The organism is Pseudomonas sp. GW101-3H06 (genome assembly GCF_059424605.1).
The window spans coordinates 1,184,315-1,204,122 of record NZ_JBWKZO010000001.1 but is presented as its reverse complement, the minus strand read 5'-3'; the positions used below and the strand labels follow the sequence as shown (position 1 = coordinate 1,204,122).

Genomic DNA, 19,808 nt, shown 5'->3' with positions numbered 1-19,808 from the left:
GAAGACCGCATCGGGCACAACAAGATGCCCGCCAAGGGTGCCCTGGCCAACGGTCTGAAAATGCCACGATACCGTGACGTGGTGTGAATGCCGCAGCCGACACTTTCGGACGACCGACGACCTTCTGGTTTGTCCGTGACCGTGAGGATTGCTGAATGCCTGATGAGAGTTTGCACCTGTCTGTGGTCAACACCCTGCTGGAGCGCCATAGGGGCACTCCCGGTGCGCTGTTGCCCATTCTTCATGATATTCAGGAACGCATTGGCTACATCCCCGATGCGGCCGTCCCCGAGATTGCCCATGCCCTGAACCTGAGTCAGGCCGAGGTTCGCGGGGTGATCAGTTTTTACCATGACTTCCGTACCTCGCCGCCGGCCCGCCATATTCTGCGTTTGTGCCGCGCCGAGTCGTGCCAGAGCCGTGGTGCCGAGCAGTTGGCTGCGCAGTTGCGTGAGCGGCTGCAACTGGATGACCACGGCAGCAGCGCCGATGGCAGCATCAGTTTGCGCCCCGTTTATTGCCTCGGTGCCTGCGCCTGTTCGCCCGCTCTGGAGCTGGATGGTCGGGTGCATGCGCGGCTCAGTGCCGAGCGTTTGGATGCCCTGCTTGATGCTTGCCGGGAGGACGCGTAATGCCGACTCTTTATCTGCCCTGTGATTCGCTGGCCCGTGCCGTGGGTGCCGATGAGGTGTCCACGGCGCTGATCACTCAGGCCCAGGCACTTAATCTGCCGCTGGCGTTGCAGCGCACCAGTTCTCGCGGTCTGTATTGGCTGGAACCGCTGCTGGAAGTGGACAACGCGCAGGGCCGGATCGGCTTCGGCCCGATGACTGCTGCCGATGTGCCGTCGGTGCTTGAAGCGCTACAAGGCGATCCCTCGACGCATCCCCTGGCCCTGGGCCGGGTGGAAGAGTTGCCTTATCTCAAGTCTCAGCAACGCCTGCTGTTCGCCCGCGCCGGTATTACCCGGCCCTTGTCGCTGGAGGATTACCAGGCCCACGGCGGTTTCGAGGGTTTGAAAAGGGCCATCGCCATTGGCGGTGAGCAGACCGCAACTGAAGTGTTCGATTCGGGTCTGCGTGGCCGTGGCGGCGCAGCCTTCCCCGCCGGGATCAAATGGCGCACGGTGCGCGGCACTCAGGCGGCGCAGAAATACATCGTGTGCAACGCCGACGAAGGCGATTCCGGCACCTTTGCCGACCGCATGTTGATGGAAGGCGACCCCTTCCTGCTGATCGAAGGCATGGCGATTGCCGGCCTCTGCACCGGCGCCACCTTCGGCTACATCTATGTGCGCTCGGAATATCCGGATGCCGTGGCCACTCTGCGTCAGGCACTGAACATCGCCCGAGACGCCGGTTATCTGGGCGCCAATGTCGGCGGCAGCGGTCAGGCCTTCGATATGGAAGTGCGGGTCGGTGCCGGTGCGTACATCTGCGGTGAAGAAACCGCGCTGCTGGATTCGCTGGAAGGCAAGCGCGGGATCGTCCGTGCCAAGCCGCCGATCCCTGCTCTGCAAGGCCTGTTCGGCCAGCCGACGCTGGTGCACAACGTGCTGACGCTGGCCTCGGTGCCGCTGATTCTGGCCAAGGGCGCGCAGTTCTATCGCGATTACGGCATGGGCCGTTCCCTGGGCACCATGCCTTTCCAACTGGCGGGCAATATTCGACACGGCGGTCTGGTGGAACGGGCCTTTGGCCTGACTTTGCGCGAGCTGGTGGAAGACTACGGTGGCGGTACTGCCAGTGGCCGGCCGCTGAAGGCCGCGCAGGTGGGCGGCCCGCTGGGCGCCTGGGTGCCGCCGTCGCAATTCGATACGCCGCTGGATTACGAGGCCTTCGCCGCCATCGGCGCGATGCTCGGTCACGGCGGTGTGGTGGTGGCTGATGACACATTGGACATGGCCCACATGGCCCGTTTTGCCATGCAGTTCTGTGCCGAGGAATCCTGTGGCAAATGCACGCCCTGCCGCATCGGTTCGACCCGCGGCGTGGAGGTGATCGACCGCTTGCTGGCCGCGCCGGATCAGGCCGGTCGTGATGAGCAGGTGATTATCCTTAAGGACCTGTGCGACACGCTGCAATACGGTTCGCTGTGTGCGCTGGGCGGCATGACTTCCTATCCGGTTGCCAGCGCCCTCAAGTACTTCCCCGCCGACTTCGGTCTGCAAGCCTCGGAGGCCGAGCAATGATTACTCTCTTCGACCCGAAAACCGATATCGATCTGGGCACGCCGGCCCGCGAAAGCGATGTGCAAATCACCCTGAACATCGACGGCCGCAGCATCACCGTGCCCGAAGGCACCTCGGTGATGCGCGCCGCCGCGCTGATGGGCACCACCATTCCGAAACTCTGTGCCACCGACAGCCTGGAAGCCTTCGGCTCCTGCCGCATGTGCCTGGTGGAGATCGACGGCATGCGCGGCTATCCCGCGTCCTGCACCACACCGGTCACCGAAGGCATGACCGTGCACACCCAGACGCCGAAGCTCGCCACCCTGCGGCGCAACGTCATGGAGTTGTACATCTCCGATCACCCGCTGGACTGCCTGACCTGCTCGGCCAACGGCAACTGCGAGTTGCAAACCGTGGCCGGCCAGGTTGGCCTGCGCGAGGTGCGTTACGGCTATGAAGGCGAGAATCATCTGGAGGACGTGAAAGACACCTCCAACCCTTATTTCGACTACGACCCGAGCAAGTGCATCGTCTGCAACCGCTGCGTGCGTGCCTGTGAAGAAACCCAGGGTACTTTCGCCCTGACCATCACCGGGCGCGGTTTTGAATCCCGCGTGGCCGCAGCCGGCGGCGATAACTTCCTCGACTCGGAATGCGTGTCCTGCGGCGCCTGTGTGCAGGCCTGCCCTACCGCGACGCTGATGGAAAAAAGCGTGGTCGAACTGGGCCAGCCGGAACGCAGCGTAATCACCACTTGCGCCTATTGCGGCGTGGGCTGCTCGTTCCGCGCCGAGATGAAGGGCGACCAACTGGTGCGCATGGTGCCGGACAAGAACGGCCAGGCCAACCACGGCCACTCCTGCGTCAAAGGGCGTTTTGCCTGGGGCTACGCCACCCACCCGGATCGCATCACCAAGCCGATGATCCGCAAGCACATCAGCGACCCGTGGCAGGAAGTCAGCTGGGACGAAGCGGTGACCTACGCCGCCAGCGAATTCCGTCGCCTGCAGCAGAAATATGGCCGCGATTCCATTGGCGGCATCACCTCCAGCCGCTGCACCAACGAAGAAACCTACCTGGTGCAGAAACTGGTGCGCGCCGCCTTCGGCAATAACAACGTCGACACCTGTGCGCGGGTCTGCCATTCGCCAACCGGTTATGGCCTGAAACAAACCCTGGGCGAGTCCGCCGGCACCCAGAGTTTCGACTCGGTGATGCAGGCCGACGTGATCCTGGTGATGGGCGCCAACCCCAGCGATGCGCACCCGGTGTTCGCCTCGCAACTCAAGCGCCGCCTGCGTGAAGGTGCACGGCTGATCGTCATCGATCCACGCCGTATCGATCTGGTGGACTCGGTGCATGCCCGCGCCGAGTATCACCTGGCGCTGCGCCCCGGCACCAACGTCGCCATGCTCAACGCCTTGGCCCACACGATCATCACCGAAGGCCTGCAAGACCAAGCCTTCATCGACGCGCGTTGCGAGGGCAGCGATTTTGCGCGCTGGAGCGAATTTGTCAGCCGCGCGGAGAACTCGCCGGAAGCCCTTGGCCCTGTCTGCGGCGTCGAACCTGCCGATATCCGTGCCGCCGCTCGTTTGTATGCGACCGGCGGCAACGCCGCGATCTACTACGGCCTGGGCGTCACCGAACACAGCCAGGGCAGTACCGCCGTCATGGGCATCGCCAACCTCGCCATGGCCACCGGCAACATCGGTCGCGAAGGCGTGGGCGTGAACCCGTTGCGCGGGCAGAACAACGTTCAGGGCTCCTGCGACATGGGCTCCTTCCCCCACGAGTTGCCCGGCTACCGGCACATCTCCAACGAAACGGTACGCACGCAGTTCGAACAGGCGTGGAACGTCACCCTGCAACCCGATCCGGGCCTGCGTATTCCCAACATGTTCGAGTCGGCGCTGGCGGGCAGCTTCAAGGGTCTGTATTGCCAAGGCGAAGACATCGCCCAGAGCGACCCGAATACCCAGCACGTCACCGCGGCGCTGTCGGCCATGGAATGCGTGGTGGTGCAGGACATTTTCCTCAACGAAACCGCCAAGTTCGCCCACGTGTTCCTGCCGGGCAGTTCGTTCCTGGAAAAAGACGGCACCTTCACCAACGCCGAGCGCCGCATCTCGCGGGTACGCAAGGTCATGGAGCCGTTGGGCGGCAAGGCCGACTGGGAAGGCACCGTGGCCCTGGCCAATGCCTTGGGCTATCCGATGAACTACAAGCATCCATCGGAGATCATGGATGAAATCGCCCGCCTGACGCCGACCTTCACCAACGTCAGCTACGCGGAACTGGAACGCCACGGCAGCCTGCAATGGCCGTGCAACGCTGCGGCACCGGACGGCACGCCGACCATGCACATCGATCAGTTCGTGCGCGGCAAAGGGCGCTTCATGCTCACCGGCTACGTGCCCACCGAGGAGAAGGTCAACAGTCGCTATCCGCTGCTGCTGACCACCGGGCGCATCCTCAGCCAGTACAACGTCGGCGCCCAGACCCGGCGCACTGACAACGTCGCCTGGCACGACGAAGACCGCCTGGAAATCCACCCGACCGATGCCGAAAGCCGTGGCATCAATGAAGGTGACTGGGTCGGCATCGGCAGCCGTGCCGGGCAGACCGTACTGCGTGCGAAGGTCACCGAACGGGTCGCCCCGGGCGTGGTGTACACCACCTTCCACTTTCCGGAATCGGGGGCCAACGTGATCACCACGGACAACTCCGACTGGGCCACCAACTGTCCGGAATACAAGGTCACCGCCGTGGAAGTCAGCCGCGTCTACCACCCTTCCGAGTGGCAAAAACGCTTCCAGGAATTCACCGACGAACAGCACCGCTTGCTCAAGGAACGCCGTCAAGGTGCCAAAGCGGAGGTGCGCCGATGAGTACTGAGAACCTGATCAAGATGGCCAACCAGATCGCCCAGTACTTCGCCAGCGAGCCGGACCCGCAACAGGCCGTGCTCGGTGTGCGCAACCATTTGCAAATGTACTGGACGCCGGGCATGCGCAAGGAATTGTTGGCCTGGCAGAAGGCGCACCACGGGGCGGATTTGCATCCCCTGGCGCAAGAGGCGGTCAGTGGGGCGGGGTGGGAGGCTTAGATAAGGAGAACAGTGCGAAAACCTGTGGGAGCGAGCCTGCTCGCTCCCACAGGGGTGTTGTGTAATGTTTGCCCGCCTTACTGATTTCCCCCCGTCACCCGCACCGCCGTCTCGATCGCCCGCACGCTGATAGCCGCAAAGATCGCCGTCAGCAGCACGCCATTGAACCCAAGCAATATCGCCAATACCCGCGACAGCGGCAGTTTCGGTACCAGTTCGCCATAACCGATGGTCAAACCGGTCACGAAGCCAAAATAGATGCCGTCAAACGCATCCCAGCCCTCCAGATAACTGATGATCAAGCCAACCGTAACGATGATGATCAGCATCGCGGAAAAGATCGGCCAGGCCAGTCGAAGGTAGAAGCCGACTGATTTGTAGAACTCTCGACGGATGTGCGACGTGGGGGCGTGCTTCATGTCATGGCTTCCTGTACGACCGGCGAATGGGCGCTCCATCAGCTTGGCACAAGTTCTGGAATATGAAGGCGGACTACCGCTTGCCGTTGACTCACTCACTGTAGTCCGAATCCCGTACCCGGATGCACCGGCAATACCACCAGCGCTTCCAACCCGCCCTTCGACCGGTTGCGCAGCGTCAACTCCCCGCCATGCTCCAGCACAATCGCCCGTGCCGCCGACAACCCCAGGCCAACGCCCCCCGTGCTTTTGTTGCGCGAGCCTTCCAGGCGGAAGAACGGTGTGAACACTTGCTCAAGGCTGGACTCAGCAATCCCTGGCCCACGGTCCAGTATCTTGATCCGCACCTGCTCGGCATCGGCACTCAGTTCAACCGCCGGCTCAGTACCATACTTGATCGCGTTCTCCAGCAAGTTGGTCATCACCCGCTTGAGCCCCAGCGGCCGGCCGAAATACACCAGCCGCTGCGGCCCGCTGAAGGCCATCTCGACACCCTGATCCCGAAAGTCATCCAGCAAGGTTTGCAGCAGTTCCGCCAGGTCGAACTGGGTCGCCGGTTCCAGCCGGGCGTCGTCGCGGAAGAACTCCAACGCGGCATTGATCATCGCCTGCATTTCATCCACGTCACGAAACAGCCGCTGCTGTTGCTCGCTGTCTTCGATGAATTCACCGCGCAAGCGCATCCTGGTCAGGGGCGCGCGCAGGTCGTGGGAGATGGCGGCGAGCATTTGCGTGCGGTCGCGGATGAAGTGTTGCAGTTGAGCCTGCATGGCGTTGAAGGCAAGGATCGCCTGGCGGATTTCCTGGGGGCCGAGCGGTTCGATAGGCGGCGCTCGGAAGTCCATACCGAAGCGGCGAGCGCCTTCGGCGAAGCGCTGCAAGGGCGTGGCGAGGCGGCGGGTGGCGATCAGGGCGACCAGGCCGGTGGAGATCAGCACCAGCAGGATGACGATCAGGTAGCGCGGCGTCTCGTCGAGCCCCCAACTGCGCGAGGGCGCGGAGAACATCACCCATGAGCCGTCGGCCAGCTCGATCAAGAGCGCGTAATGAGCGTCGGACTGGTGCTCGGTCCAGTCCGCCGGTTCATAGGCTTCGATGCGCCGGTTCGGGGTTTTGAGCATGGGTTGCAGGATGGTCGAGCCGATGTCCGATTTCGCATCGTCCACCGTTGGCAGGTTGAGATCGTGCCGGTCAGGGTGCCAGGTGACGATGAAGCCGTTTTCGCCGGCGGCTTGCGCCAGTGAGTTGCGCAAAGTCGTCGGGGCGGCCTCAATGACGCGGGTGATGGCGGCGGCTTTTTCCAACAGGCCGATTTCAGTCAGTGGCGGGCGTGCCCAGACGCCGGCCAGCTGGATAAACAGGCCGTTGAGCGCCAGTGAAATGAGCATGGCCAGGATGATCGTCAGCGCGATCCAGCGCCCCACCGTGTCGCGGCGAACCCGCGCCAGCCAATTCATCGCCGGGTCACGCTGGGAGTGAACAGGTAGCCGCCATTGCGCACGGTACGGATCATCGCTGGGCGCTTGGTGTCGGATTCGAGTTTGCGTCGCAGGCGGCTGACCTGCACGTCAATGCTGCGATCGAAGGCGTCATGGCAATGCCCGCGCGCCAGGTCCAGCAACTGTTCGCGGGTGAGGATGCGTTGCGGGTGTTCGACGAAGACCAGCAGCAGGTCGAATTCTCCGGCCGACAGTGGAATCATCACGTTGTCCGGCGAACGCAACTCACGACGGGTGACGTCCAGGTGCCAGTCGGCGAAGTCGATCAGCGGCCTTGGCCGTTCCTGCGCCAGCGGCCGGCGTTCGTCCACCCGGCGCAGCACGGCGCGCACCCTGGCCAGCAGTTCGCGGGCGTCGAAGGGTTTGGTCAGGTAATCGTCGGCACCCAGTTCGAGACCGACCACCCGGTCACTGAGTTCGCCCATGGCCGTGAGCATGATCACCGGGATGGCATGGCGTATCCGCAGTTGCTGACAGAGGATCAGGCCGCTGTCGCCGGGCAGCATGACGTCGAGAATGATCAGGTCCGGCGCCTGGCGCTCGATGGCCGCCCACAGCGACGCGCCGTCGGTGGCGACCTCGACGCTGTAGCCGTGCTGCACGAAGAATTTTTTCAGGAGATCGAGGACTTCGAGGTCGTCATCGACGATTAAAAGGCTGTTCACCGAAGGTCACTTACGGGGCGAATGGAACCGTTATCTAAAACCATTCGTGACGGTCCGTCATATATTTCAATCCTGCAATAAAACGACAACGCTGCAATAAACCAGACATCTTTGCGCAAGGCTCGGGCCTCAGCATCACGGCGAATTCCTCCCGAGACTTGCGTCCATGTTGCCTTTGAAGTGTGCTCCCTGGCTGACCCGTCGTACCTCGATCGCCTTGCTGACCGTCGGGCTGGCAGGTTGCAGCACCCAGCCGCCGCCTGCCACCACCGTGACCTGCGCCGAAATCAGCTATTCGGTGAACGACCCGGCGGAACCGTTCAATCGCGGCGTCTTCGCGTTTAACCGGGTGGTCGATGACTATGCCCTGGCACCGGTTGCTCGTGGTTATCGCTATACGCCGGACGTCTTCCAAACGGGTGTGCATAACTTTGTGGCGAACTTCGGCGAGCCCAAGGTGTTTATCAATGACCTGTTACAGGGCAATCCGGGGCGTTCGGCCAACACCTTGGGGCGTTTCTTGTTCAACACCACCCTTGGTGTGGCGGGTTTGATCGACGTTTCCGGCATGGCGGGCATTCCACGACACAACGCCGACTTCGGTCAGACCTTCGGCGTGTGGGGCATCGGCAACGGCCCGATCGTCGAACTGCCGTTGCTCGGCACCTCCAACAGCCGCGACGCCGCCGGACGTGTGTTGAGTTTCATGGTCGATCCGTTCGGCGACAACAGCGACACCGTGGACACGCTGTCCACAATCGACACGGTCGGCGACGTTGTCGATGGCCGCGCGCAAGCCTTGCCGCTGACCGACAGCCTGCAAAAACTGCCGGACTATTACAGCGCGTTGCGCAACGTGGTCGCCGAACGCCGCGCGGCTTTCGTGGCCGATGGCAAACAAGGCTCGGCGCAGATTTCCAATCCTCAATGCAAAGGAGCACCCGCCGATGGTTTCTGATGGCTTGATTTTGCAACAACGGGTCAGTCGGGACGACGCGGCCAACCTGCATTGCCGGGAAATCACCCTGCGCCTGTCAGCAGACTGTCGCCATCTGGTGCTCACCCGCTACACCGAGCACTACGGCCCCGCGGTGGTGAGGTGGATCGAGCGCACTCATACGGTGTCAGTGAGTGAGCTGTTTCGCTGGTTGGTGGCCAACGGAGACACCGTCACGGAAAGCGGGGACCGTCACACACCGGGTTGATCTCGAAAAAGTGGAAACACAGTGCATCAGTAACGGCAACCAACTGCACAATTCCAAGTCATATCGGCAACGATTTACTTAAGCTAGCTGCGTTATCATCCCGCGCCTCTGCACTTTGAATCCTGAAACCCTGATGTCCAGTTCCTCGCCCTTGCCCGACACATATCAATCCCTGCCCCCGGTCCTGGCCGGCCCCCTGCTGCGGCGTCTGGAACCCACGCGCCTGGTAATGTGGCTGGTGGGCTCCCGGGCGCTGGAGTTGACGCTGCGTTTGCAGGGTGTGGGCGACATTCGCCTCGATGCCGGGCAAAGCACGGTCATTGCGGTGGGCACTCATGCATTTGTGCACCTGATCGATGTGGTGCTGGACACCGCCCTGCCCTGCGATGAGTTGATCGAGTACGACCTGCTGATCGACGGCGGAACCGGCATCGCCGACTGGGCGCCGCATCTGGTGTACGGCGATGCCCGTTCACCAAACTTCGTCCTGCGCTCACGCATTGATCAATTGCTGCATGGCTCCTGCCGCAAGCCTCATTACCCGGCGACCGATGGTTTGCTGTGCGTCGATGGGCTGTTGGCGCAAGAACATGAGGCTTGTGATCGCCCCGCACTGCTGATGATGAGCGGCGATCAGGTGTATGCCGATGATGTTGCCGGGCCAACCTTGCGGGCGATTCATGCCCTGATCGAGCGGCTGGGCTTATACGGCGAGCATCTGGAAGGCGCCGTGGTCAGCGACAGCGCCAAACTCTACGAGCACCCTGCCAGTTACTACCATCGCGCCGATTTGTTACCGGCGCTGGAGAGCAACGAGACCCTGCGCGAACGATTTTTCGGTGGCGCGCGCAAGCCGATTTTCACCAGCAGCAGCGCCGATAATCATCTGGTGACCTTCGCCGAAGTCATGGCCATGTATCTGCTGGTCTGGTCGCCGACACCCTGGACCTTGATCGCCCCACAACCGCCAACGCTGACACCGCAAAGGCGCGAGCGTTATGCGTTGGAACAGACGCGCATCGACGGCTTCAAGGCCGGGCTGGGCAACGTCGCCCGGGCGCTGGCGCACTTGTCGACCCTGATGATTTTCGACGATCACGATATTACCGATGACTGGAATCTTTCCGCGCAATGGGAGGAAACGGCCTACGGTCATCCGTTCTCCAAACGCATCATCGGTAACGCGCTGTTGGCTTACATGTTGTGCCAGGGGTGGGGCAACAACCCGGACGCCTTCAAGGGTGTGCTGGACAAGGCCCGCTCGTTGACCGCCACCGGGCACGACCAATACTTCGACAGTGAGGTCCAGGATGCGTTGATCGATGAGCTGCTGAGGTTTCAGCGCTGGCATTACGTGCTGCCGACCACCCCGGCCATGGTCGTACTCGATACCCGCACCCGGCGCTGGCGCAGCGAGATGAACCTCAAGCAACCGTCGGGCTTGCTGGACTGGGAAGCCCTGAGCGAATTGCAGCAGGAGTTGCTGGATCACCCGTCGGCGATCATCGTGTCACCGGCGCCGGTCTTTGGCGTGAAACTGATCGAAACCGTGCAACGGGTGTTCAGTTGGTGCGGGTATCCGCTGCTGGTGGATGCGGAAAACTGGATGGCCCATCGCGGCGCGGCGCAGGTGATCCTGAACATTTTCCGACACTCGCGCACACCGGGTAACTACGTGGTGCTGTCCGGCGATGTGCATTATTCCTTCGTCTACGAAGTGCTGATCCGACACCGCAAGGCCGGCCCGCGCATCTGGCAAATCACCAGCAGCGGCATCAAGAACGAATTCCCGCCGACGCTGCTGGAGTGGTTCGACCGCCTCAACCGCTGGCTCTATTCGCCGCGCTCGCCGCTCAACTGGCTGACCAAACGCCGACGCATGCGCATCGTGCCGCATGTGCCCGAACATGCCGAAGCCGGTGAACGACTGTGGAACTCGGCGGGCATCGGGCAGGTGTTCTTTAATGAACAAGGGCAACCGCGGGATATCTTTCAGCTCAACGCCAATGGTGCGCCGAAGACACGGATGGTGGCGCCGGAGCATGAGGATTGAAGGCCTGACCGATATTCATGGTCATACCTAACCCGCTCCCACATTTTGATCGGTGTCGCGCATGAACCTCACCCGAACCCTGATCATCGGCAATTCCGGTTCCGGCAAGAGTTGGCTGGCCCAACGGCTGTCCGAGCAACTGCAACTGCCCTGGACCGATCTCGATCACATCCACTGGCTCTGCGACGAACACAGCATCGCCCGCTCCCGCGCCGAAGCGTTAGGCATGGCACGGATAGCGGCCAGTGAAGAGCGCTGGGTGATCGAAGGCGTTTACGACTGGATCGTCAGCGAGCTCCTGCCCCGGGCGACGGCGTTGATCTGGTTAAGTGTTGAAGATGAGGAGTGCGTCGCCAACATTCGCCAGCGCGAGGCAAACCGGGACGAGAACGACGAGTTGTTGATCGCCTTGCTGGATTGGGCCGGCAGCTATCGAGCGCGTGACGGGTCCAGTGGGTTCGCTGCGCATCAGCGCTTGTTCGACGCGTTTGGCGGTTTCAAACTTCAACTGATGTGCCGCACTGACACCACAGCATTCATCACGCACCTGTAGGAACGAGCTTGCTCGCGATGGACGCACGGGCGACACGGGCAGTCTGATGCCCCGCGTAATCGTTAACGACCATCGCTGGCAAGCCAGCTCCCACAAAGGGTGCATTTTCAAGCTGCTGAAATCGCCCGACTCACCCCTCTGACAATCATCTCCACCTCCCGCTCATCAATCGTCAGCGGCGGCAGCAGGCGAATGGTCTGCCCCCGGGTCACGTTGATCAGCAAGCCGTGATCCCGGGCGGCGATCAGGGTCAGGTCGCGGATCGGTTGTTTGAGTTCGATGCCGATCATCAGGCCCTGGCCGCGGATCGCCAGCACGTTCGGGTCGTCGGCCAGTTCCATGCGCAATCTGCCGAGCAGCCGTTCGCCTTGTAGCCGGGCGTTCTCCCGCAATCCCTGTTCTTCGATGATCTCCAGCACGGTGCAGGCCACGCGACACGCCAGCGGATTGCCGCCGAACGTGCTGCCATGGCTGCCGGGGGTGAAGAGTTCGGCGGCTTTGCCCCGGGCCAGACAGGCGCCGATCGGGATGCCGTTGCCCAGGCCTTTGGCCAGGGTCATGACATCGGGAACGATGCCTTCGTGCTGGCAGGCGAACCACTGGCCGGTGCGGCCGATGCCAGTCTGGATTTCGTCGAGCATCAGCAGCCATCCGCGCCGCGTGCACAACTCGCGCACCGCTTTGAGATAGCCGGGTGGCGCCAGTTGCACGCCGCTTTCGCCCTGGATCGGCTCCATCAGAATCGCCACGATGCGCGGACCGTGGGCTTGCTGGACTTTGTCCAGTGCCTTGAGGTCGCCGAACGGCACCTTGATGAAATCCCCCGGCAATGGGTTGAAACCCAGGCGCACGGCCGGGCCATCGCTGGCGGACAAAGTGCCCAAGGTCCGCCCGTGAAAGGCATTCTCCATGACCACCACCAGCGGTTGTTCGATGCCTTTGTGCCAGCCGTGCAGCCGCGCGATTTTCAGCGCCGTTTCGTTGGCTTCTGCACCGGAGTTGTTGAAAAACGCCCGGTCCATGCCGGCAAGTTTAGTGAGCCTGTGCGCCAGCCGCTGCTGCCAGTCGATGCTGTAGAGATTCGAGGTGTGCAGCAGCAACCCGGCCTGCTCACTGATGGCCGCGACGATTTTCGGATGAGAGTGGCCAACGTTGGTCACCGCCACCCCGGCCACCGCATCCAGGTATTCACGACCCGCCCGATCCCACAGGCGCGTGCCCAGGCCTTTATCGAAACTCAAGGCCAGGGGTTGGTAAGTGCTCATCAGGCAGGCGGCGGTCATGACATCAGGCTCCATCAATTGTCGGTGTTTTTGCAGTATGGTTAGCCACCTGAACTGGATAAACTGCGTAAAACTTCGATCATTTAAAAGCTGAGCTTGATAATGGATTTGTTCCAGGCAATGACCGTTTACGTGAGGGTGGTGGAAGCCGGCAGCATGACCGCCGCCGCACAGCAGTGCGAAATGTCCACGACCATGGTCGGCAATCACCTCAAGGCGCTGGAGCAGCGTCTGGGTGTGCGCCTGCTCAACCGCACGACGCGGCGCCAGCGCCTGACGGAATTCGGCAGTGCGTATTACCAGCGTTGCCTTGAAGTGCTCGGGTTGGTGGCGGACTCCGAACGCCTGGCGGAGCAAACCCTGGACGAACCGAGCGGCACTTTGCGCATCACCGCGCCGCTGACCTTCGGCACCGAGCGCCTGGCGCCGGCCTTAAGTGAGTTCAGCCTGCACAATCCACGGGTAAAACTGGACGTGGTACTGACCAATCGTCGCCCGGATCTGCTGGATCATGGCTTCGATGTGGCCTTCCGCCTGGGTGCACTCGAACCTTCAAACCTGATCGCCCGTCCGCTGATCGACTACACCCTGACCATGTGCGCTTCGAAGGACTATCTGGCGCGTCGCGGCACCCCGGAAAAACCTGAAGACCTGCAACACCACGATTGCCTGGCCTTCGCCTATCCGGCCGGCGATGACTGGCAATCGGTGGCACGACAATGGCGCCTCAATGGTCCGGATAGCGAAATCGTGGTGGCGGTCAGCGGTCCGATGGTGATCAACAGCTCCGCAGGCCTGCATCAGGCGGCGCGAACCGGGATGGGTATTGTGATGGTGCCCGATGCGCTGGTGGAGCGGGATCTCGCGGACGGCACACTGGTGCCACTGCTGCAGCGCTTTCAACTGCCGAGCCGACCGATGCACCTGGTCTACGCTCAGGATCGCTACCGTCTGCCGAAACTGCGTCGTTTCGTCGACTTCGCCATGGGGATGTGGGGCAAGCACTAGCCGGGCGAATGCGCCATGATCTAATCTCCGCGACAGGCAGGTCATTTTGATATCAGGCAGCAAGGAGAGCAGCGATGGGCGAGGCATCGAACATCGAACCAGTGAAGTTCAATGTGTCAGACATGAACGACGGCATGCTGCACGCCATCATCGAATTGGTCAGCGACGGCATCTGGGACTGGGACGCCAACACTGGCTTCGTTTACCGCAACGCCCGCTGGTACGAAATGCTCGGCTATTCGCCTCATTCCCTGGACAACACGGTGTTGACCTGGGAGAACGTCATCCACCCCGAAGATTATCCCCGGGTCATGGCGCAGTTCGATGACCACCTGAGCGAACGCAGCCCGGTTTATCAAGCCGAGTATCGCTGCCGGACACAGGATGGCGGCTACATCTGGATCGAAGACCGCGGCCACGTGCTGGCCCGTAACGCCGACGGTTCGGTGGCGCGCATGGTCGGCGCCCATCGAAGCATTGAAGACAAGCGGCGCCTGGTCGAAGAACTCCAGCGGCGCAATCACTCCCTGGAAGCGATAATCGAAGAGCGCACCCGGGAACTGTCGCGGGTCAATCAGCAGCTGCAACTACAGCTCGAAGAAAACCGCAAACTGGCGCAAACCGACACACTGACGGCTATCGCCAATCGCTATCGCCTGGAACAGTTGCTGCCCCAGGCCTGTGAGCGCGCCCAGCGCTTTCGCGAACCCCTGTCGCTGATCGCCATGGACATCGACGACTTCAAGAACATCAACGATCACTACGGCCACGCGCTGGGCGATGCGGCATTGGTGCAGGTGGTCGAAAACGTCAAACGCTTCGTGCGCGAAGGTGATCTGCTGGCCCGTTGGGGCGGCGACGAATTCATCATGGTCCTGGCCAATACCCCACTGGCCGACGCCAGGACCTTGGCCGAGACCATCCGTCATGGCTTGTCGGACATGATGCCCGTGGGGGACTTCCAGGTGACCATGAGCTTCGGCGTGGTCCAGCGCTTCGATGAAGAGCAGCAGACCGGCCTGATGGCCCGCGCCGATCAGGCCCTGTATCGGTCGAAGATCGCCGGCAAGAATGTGATCTCCGGATAACCCCTCACTTACTCCTGCCTCCCCGCCTTCACCAGCACTGGTTGGTCCTGATAGCGATCGGGGTACAGCTGCTTGAGCTGTGCCACCTTCGGCAGATCGTTGATCACGATGTAGGGATAGGTCGGGTGCTCGGTCAGAAAGTCCTGATGCTCTTCCTCTGCCGGGTAGAAACCGTTGTAGGTTTCCAGTTTGGTCACAATGGGCTTGTTGAACGAACGGGCAGCGTCTAACTGGGCAATGTAGGCCTGTGCGACCCGTTGCTGCTCACTGCTTTTGGGAAAAATGGCCGAGCGATACTGGGTACCGGTGTCCGGTCCCTGACGGTTGAGCTCGGTCGGGTTATGCGCCACCGAAAAGTAGATTTGCAGCAAAGTGCCGTAGCTGACCTGACTGGGGTCGAATGTGACTTCCACGGACTCCGCATGACCGGTATCACCATTGCTGACACGCTCGTATCGAGCGGTGCCGGCTGCACCGCCGGCGTAACCGGATACGGCATTCTTGACGCCTCTGACATGTTGGAACACGCCTTGAACACCCCAGAAGCAACCGCCGGCAAAGACGGCGGTTTCGCTATGGGCCTGAGTGACTTCATCGAGGGTCGGCGGCGGGATAATGACCGCTTCCTCAGCACCGCCGAGAGAGAACGCCGAGCATTGGCCGATGGCGCCGGCGGCAAGCAATCCCAACAGCGTACGACGCCAGGTGAACAGGGTTTTCATGGGGCGGACTCCGGAATAATTGAAGGGGGTATCAGCCGGGTGGCAATCAGGCCGCCCGGGGCTCGAATTTCATCGCCAGGCCGTTCATGCAGTAACGCAGCCCGGTCGGTTTCGGTCCGTCGTCGAAGACATGCCCCAGATGACCGCCACAGCGCCGGCAGTGCACTTCTTCGCGCACCATGCCGAAGGATCGGTCCTGACGGGTGGCCACGGCGTTGTCCAGCGGCGCCCAGAAACTGGGCCAGCCGGTATGGCTGTCGAATTTGGTCGCCGATGAAAACAACGGCAAGCCACAGCCGGCACAGACGAATGTGCCATCACGGTGCTCGTTGTTCAGCGGGCTGCTGTAGGCCCGCTCGGTGCCCTCTTCACGGAGGATTTCGTACTGCTCGTCGCTCAGGATGGCACGCCATTCACTGTCGCTGTGAGTCACTTCGAACACGTCGGCCGCGTCGGCCTCGCTGATCAGCGCAGGGTTCGCGGCAAATTTTGGCAATACACCGATCGCCAGGGCCGCAACCCCCAGCCCGCCGCTCGCTAACAGAAATTGCCGTCGTGAAAACCGTCTTGAAAACATAGCCGTCTCCAAAAAATCCAGGGGCCTACATGGAACACAGCCTAGGCTTGGGTGGATCGCCAAATCCTCACGGGAAGTTAAACAATTCGTGATAACTCGGCGCCCGAAAAAAACGCACAATGGCCCTGTGGGAGCGAGCCGGCTCCCACAAGGTATCAATCGAAGGATGAGTGGATGGAACAGAACAAACGCGTCCTCGTGGTCGAGGACGACCTGCATATTGCCGACCTTATCTGCCTGCATCTGCGTGATGAGCAGTTCGAGGTGGTGCACTGCGCCGATGGCAATGAAGGCATGCGTCTGCTGCAGCAAGGAAGCTGGGATGCACTGATTCTCGATCTGATGCTGCCGGGTGTCGACGGCCTGGAAATCTGCCGGCGGGCCCGCGCCATGGCCCGCTACACCCCGATCATCATCACCAGCGCCCGCTCCAGCGAAGTGCACCGGATCCTCGGCCTCGAACTCGGTGCCGACGACTACCTGGCCAAGCCGTTTTCGATGCTCGAACTGGTGGCCCGGGTCAAAGCGTTGTTGCGCCGGGTCGATGCCATGGCGCGCAACCTGAAGATGGACGCCGGCAGCCTGAACATCGATGGCCTGGCCATCGACCCGATCACCCGCGAAGTGTCACTCGACGGTCGGCGCCTGGACCTGACGCCACGGGAATTCGACCTGCTGTACTTCTTCGCGCGCCAGCCCGGCAAAGTGTTTTCGCGCATGGACCTGCTCAATGCCGTCTGGGGTTACAGCCACGAAGGCTATGAACACACCGTCAATACGCACATCAATCGCCTGCGCGCGAAAATCGAGGCCGATCCGGCACAACCGGTGCGCATCCTTACGGTCTGGGGCCGCGGCTACAAATTCGCCTCAAGCCAGGAGCCGCAACCATGAGGTTGACCCTCACACAACGCCTGTCGCTGGTGTTCGCCGTGCTGCTGCTGGTGTGCTGCGGCACTTCGGCATGGATGCAAGTGCGCTCCAACCAGATGCATGAACAGGAAGTGGTGCAAGGGTTGTCGCGGGATCTGGCGCAACACATCGCCCGCGATACGGTGCTGATGGACACCCGGGGCCTGATGCCCGATGCCGTGCGTGATCTGTTCAGCAAGCTGATGTTGGTCAACCCCAGTGTCGAGGTCTATCTGCTGGACACCGAGGGCAAGATCGTCAGCAGCGCCGCGCCCGAGGGTCGGATACGTCGGCAACAGATCGACCTGGCGCCGATCCAGCGCCTGCTCAGGGGCGACGCCCTGCCGATTCTCGGCGACGACCCGCGCAGCGTCGATACACGCAAAGTGTTCAGCGCCGCGCCACTGAAGGTCGATGGCAAGCCGGCCGGTTATCTTTATGTGGTCCTGCTGGGTGAAGACCATGACCGCATCGCCGAACGCGGTGCCACCAGTGCCGCACTCAACACCGCCCTGCTGTCCATCGGCCTGGTGGCGCTGTTGTGCCTGATTGCCGGTCTCACGGCGTTTGCCCTGATCACCCGGCCGTTGCGCCGCCTGACCGACACCGTCAGCCAGTTCGACATCGACGGCGTGCCAGTCGTGCCGCCGACAACCGCCCCAGTGGAAAACGCCACCAGCCACGATGAAATCGCCATCCTCGATGCCACCTTCCGCCAGATGCAGGCACGCCTCGGTGAACAGTGGCGCTCGCTGACCCGCCAGGATCAGGAACGCCGCGAGCTGGTGGCGAACATTTCCCATGACCTGCGCACGCCGCTGGCCTCGCTGCATGGCTATCTGGAAACCCTGTCGCTCAAGGACGCCACGCTGTCCCCCGCCGACCGTCGCCGCTACCTGGGCATCGCACTGGATCAGAGCCGCAAGGTCGGCGGGCTGGCGCAGTCGTTGCTGGAACTGGTGCGCCTGGAGCACGGTTTCGTGCAACCGGTGCTGGAACGCTTTTCCCTGACCGATCTGGCCCAGGACATCTTCCAGAAGTTCGAACTCACCGCCGAGGCGCGACAGGTTGAACTCAAGGCCACGTTCGCTCCCAATGTGTCGGCGGCCTGTGCCGACCTGGGGCTGATCGAGCGGGTGCTGACCAACCTGTTCGACAACGCCCTGCGTCATACCCCGCCAGGTGGAGAAGTCGAACTCAGCCTGCGGCCCCAAGGATCATTCATTGAAGTCACCGTCAGCGACACCGGCCCGGGCATTGCCCCCGAACTGCGCGACGGGCTGTTCCTGCGTCCGTTCAACCTGGGTGGCGCGCGGCGTGATGGCGGGTTGGGGCTGAGGATCGTGCATCGCATTCTGCAACTGCATGGTCGTGAGATTCAGTTGATCGATGTGCCTGGTCGAGGGGCGACTTTTCGTTTTTCGCTGGCCGTGGACGAAGCGACAGCGTCGGCATTGGTCGTGCGTTCGATGAACCTCAACACTCCCGGGCAAGCCTGACAGACCGCCTTCGTCGGATCGCCGCCCGGAGCCGGCACGTCAACATCCATTTGCCCGCTTGCCTGTTCCTTCGTGACAACGCCGCGCAGGTCCAATAGATTAGTCGGCCTGAAAAAGCCCTTGTGCTTTCTCGCCTCTATTCAAGCTTAAAAAAGTAGTGAAATTTCAATGTCCGATTCCAACACCGCTGAATCCGTAGTCACCTTGTCGTCCAAAGCGGAATACGAAAACTCCATCAATCTTTCACAACACGTGCCCCAGGCAAAAACCATCAGCGAGATGGTCCTGGATGCTTTCCAGTCCAGCCGCGAAAGCGACCAGATCCGCGAGCTGCGCGCCGCAATCCGCCAGGCTCACGACAGCTTCGACGACGACAAAGCCTATGAATTGATGGGCCAGCTCAAGCAACTCAAGGATGCCGAGGCCGCTGACATTGCCGCCCTGGAAGACTTGAGCAGCAAGTTCCCGATCAGCCGCATTCTCTCCAGTTTCAAGGACGACCCGGCGTTTCAGGAAATCGTCTACGGTCTGGCGTTGAAGGTGCTGAACCAGACGCACCAGGCGATCAGCAATCCGAGCGGTGGCAAGAGCAAGGCTGCGCGGGCCAAGAAAGAAGCCGAAGTGTTCACCATCAGCAAGGACGGCATCAGCGTCACCCTGCCGCTGCGCACGCCGCGTTCGCGTTTGAACGTTGACCGCGAAGCCCTGGAGTTCCTCGGTTTCACTTTTGTCGGTGAAGGCGAAGAAGCCGAGCTGGAAAGCGAGACCTTCCTGGACAACACCGGTGCCGAACAAGCCGCCAACCGCAAGAACATCATCACCGCCCTACAACAGCAGACTGCGTTCGAAGGCTACAGCATCGCTGCGCAGTAAGCCTCACCTACTCATTCAAACGCGTAACACCAAGCCCCGCACCAAAGCGGGGCTTTTTATTGCCCGTGATTCGGGCAAATCCGCGATTACTCTTCCAGTATCGACGCCAGAAACACCCTTCCCTTAACCCTTCAGCACCACGGGTCCGCCTGCTCTGATGAAGGTCGTGG

19 protein-coding genes are annotated in these 19,808 nt (G+C 61.7%); 13 read left to right on the top strand and 6 right to left on the bottom strand.

Annotated elements, in window-relative coordinates; all coding sequences use genetic code 11:
* Nucleotides 1–155 precede the first annotated feature (155 nt).
* The 4 genes from AC07ZE_RS05470 to AC07ZE_RS05455 are packed head-to-tail and all read left to right on the top strand — an operon-like array spanning nt 156 to nt 5,282.
* Entirely contained in the window at nt 156–632 is a 477-nt protein-coding gene (locus AC07ZE_RS05470; protein WP_207262131.1) for a formate dehydrogenase subunit gamma, read from the top strand.
* On the top strand, nt 632–2,191 hold the full coding sequence (locus AC07ZE_RS05465) for a formate dehydrogenase beta subunit (RefSeq protein WP_207262129.1): 1,560 nt from the start codon (nt 632–634) through the stop codon (nt 2,189–2,191). The genes AC07ZE_RS05470 and AC07ZE_RS05465 overlap by 1 nt, the downstream gene beginning before the upstream one ends.
* On the top strand, nt 2,188–5,064 hold the full coding sequence (gene fdhF, locus AC07ZE_RS05460) for a formate dehydrogenase subunit alpha (RefSeq protein WP_207262127.1): 2,877 nt from the start codon (nt 2,188–2,190) through the stop codon (nt 5,062–5,064). The genes AC07ZE_RS05465 and fdhF overlap by 4 nt, the downstream gene beginning before the upstream one ends.
* Nucleotides 5,061–5,282, top strand: a complete 222-nt coding sequence (locus AC07ZE_RS05455; RefSeq protein WP_207262125.1) for a formate dehydrogenase subunit delta — start codon at nt 5,061–5,063, stop codon at nt 5,280–5,282. The genes fdhF and AC07ZE_RS05455 overlap by 4 nt, the downstream gene beginning before the upstream one ends.
* Before the next feature lie 77 nt (nt 5,283–5,359).
* On the opposite strand, the gene AC07ZE_RS05450 is transcribed toward AC07ZE_RS05455, so the two are convergent.
* From AC07ZE_RS05450 to AC07ZE_RS05440, 3 genes are all read right to left on the bottom strand, one after another.
* Nucleotides 5,360–5,701, bottom strand: coding sequence for a potassium channel family protein (locus AC07ZE_RS05450; protein WP_207262123.1), 342 nt, complete (start codon nt 5,699–5,701; stop codon nt 5,360–5,362).
* A 95-nt stretch (nt 5,702–5,796) separates the two neighbouring features.
* Complete coding sequence (locus AC07ZE_RS05445) at nt 5,797–7,158, bottom strand: ATP-binding protein (protein ID WP_207262121.1); 1,362 nt, start codon at nt 7,156–7,158, stop codon at nt 5,797–5,799.
* Entirely contained in the window at nt 7,155–7,865 is a 711-nt protein-coding gene (locus AC07ZE_RS05440; RefSeq protein WP_207262119.1) for a response regulator, read from the bottom strand. Before AC07ZE_RS05440 ends, AC07ZE_RS05445 begins: the two co-directional genes overlap by 4 nt.
* 166 nt (nt 7,866–8,031) lie before the next feature.
* Here AC07ZE_RS05440 and AC07ZE_RS05435 point away from each other — a divergent pair, with 166 nt between their 5' ends.
* The 4 genes from AC07ZE_RS05435 (at nt 8,032) to AC07ZE_RS05420 (ending at nt 11,676) form a co-directional block, all read left to right on the top strand.
* On the top strand, nt 8,032–8,823 hold the full coding sequence (locus tag AC07ZE_RS05435) for an MlaA family lipoprotein (protein WP_207262117.1): 792 nt from the start codon (nt 8,032–8,034) through the stop codon (nt 8,821–8,823).
* Entirely contained in the window at nt 8,813–9,070 is a 258-nt protein-coding gene (locus AC07ZE_RS05430) for a hypothetical protein (RefSeq protein WP_207262114.1), read from the top strand. Before AC07ZE_RS05435 ends, AC07ZE_RS05430 begins: the two co-directional genes overlap by 11 nt.
* Before the next feature lie 133 nt (nt 9,071–9,203).
* Nucleotides 9,204–11,123 carry an alkaline phosphatase D family protein gene (locus tag AC07ZE_RS05425; protein WP_207262113.1) on the top strand — a complete coding sequence of 640 codons (1,920 nt, stop codon included), beginning with the start codon at nt 9,204–9,206 and terminating at the stop codon, nt 11,121–11,123.
* A 61-nt stretch (nt 11,124–11,184) separates the two neighbouring features.
* On the top strand, nt 11,185–11,676 hold the full coding sequence (locus AC07ZE_RS05420; RefSeq protein ID WP_207262111.1) for a P-loop NTPase family protein: 492 nt from the start codon (nt 11,185–11,187) through the stop codon (nt 11,674–11,676).
* A gap of 107 nt (nt 11,677–11,783) precedes the next feature.
* Here the strand turns inward: AC07ZE_RS05420 and AC07ZE_RS05415 are convergent, their stop codons facing one another.
* Nucleotides 11,784–12,959, bottom strand: a complete 1,176-nt coding sequence (locus AC07ZE_RS05415) for an aspartate aminotransferase family protein (protein WP_207262109.1) — start codon at nt 12,957–12,959, stop codon at nt 11,784–11,786.
* Nucleotides 12,960–13,061: 102 nt separating this feature from the next.
* Between AC07ZE_RS05415 and AC07ZE_RS05410 the strand changes: the two genes are divergently transcribed.
* Both AC07ZE_RS05410 and AC07ZE_RS05405 read left to right on the top strand, forming a co-directional pair.
* Entirely contained in the window at nt 13,062–13,967 is a 906-nt protein-coding gene (locus AC07ZE_RS05410; protein ID WP_207262107.1) for a LysR family transcriptional regulator, read from the top strand.
* A gap of 74 nt (nt 13,968–14,041) precedes the next feature.
* On the top strand, nt 14,042–15,055 hold the full coding sequence (locus AC07ZE_RS05405) for a sensor domain-containing diguanylate cyclase (RefSeq protein WP_207262104.1): 1,014 nt from the start codon (nt 14,042–14,044) through the stop codon (nt 15,053–15,055).
* Nucleotides 15,056–15,063: 8 nt separating this feature from the next.
* On the opposite strand, the gene msrA is transcribed toward AC07ZE_RS05405, so the two are convergent.
* Together msrA and msrB are read right to left on the bottom strand one after the other, a co-directional pair.
* Nucleotides 15,064–15,777 carry a peptide-methionine (S)-S-oxide reductase MsrA gene (gene msrA / locus AC07ZE_RS05400; protein ID WP_207262096.1) on the bottom strand — a complete coding sequence of 238 codons (714 nt, stop codon included), beginning with the start codon at nt 15,775–15,777 and terminating at the stop codon, nt 15,064–15,066.
* Between the two features lie 46 nt (nt 15,778–15,823).
* Entirely contained in the window at nt 15,824–16,354 is a 531-nt protein-coding gene (gene msrB, locus AC07ZE_RS05395; protein ID WP_207262084.1) for a peptide-methionine (R)-S-oxide reductase MsrB, read from the bottom strand.
* A gap of 174 nt (nt 16,355–16,528) precedes the next feature.
* On the opposite strand from msrB, the gene AC07ZE_RS05390 reads away from it, so the two are divergent.
* From AC07ZE_RS05390 to AC07ZE_RS05380, 3 genes are all read left to right on the top strand, one after another.
* Entirely contained in the window at nt 16,529–17,248 is a 720-nt protein-coding gene (locus AC07ZE_RS05390) for a response regulator transcription factor (protein WP_095193811.1), read from the top strand.
* A complete protein-coding gene (locus AC07ZE_RS05385; protein ID WP_207262081.1) occupies nt 17,245–18,765 on the top strand; it encodes a sensor histidine kinase in 1,521 nt (506 codons plus the stop codon). The genes AC07ZE_RS05390 and AC07ZE_RS05385 overlap by 4 nt, the downstream gene beginning before the upstream one ends.
* 168 nt (nt 18,766–18,933) lie before the next feature.
* Nucleotides 18,934–19,638 (top strand): hypothetical protein, encoded by a 705-nt coding sequence (locus AC07ZE_RS05380; protein ID WP_207262079.1) that lies wholly within the window; start codon nt 18,934–18,936, stop codon nt 19,636–19,638.
* Nucleotides 19,639–19,808 lie beyond the last annotated feature (170 nt).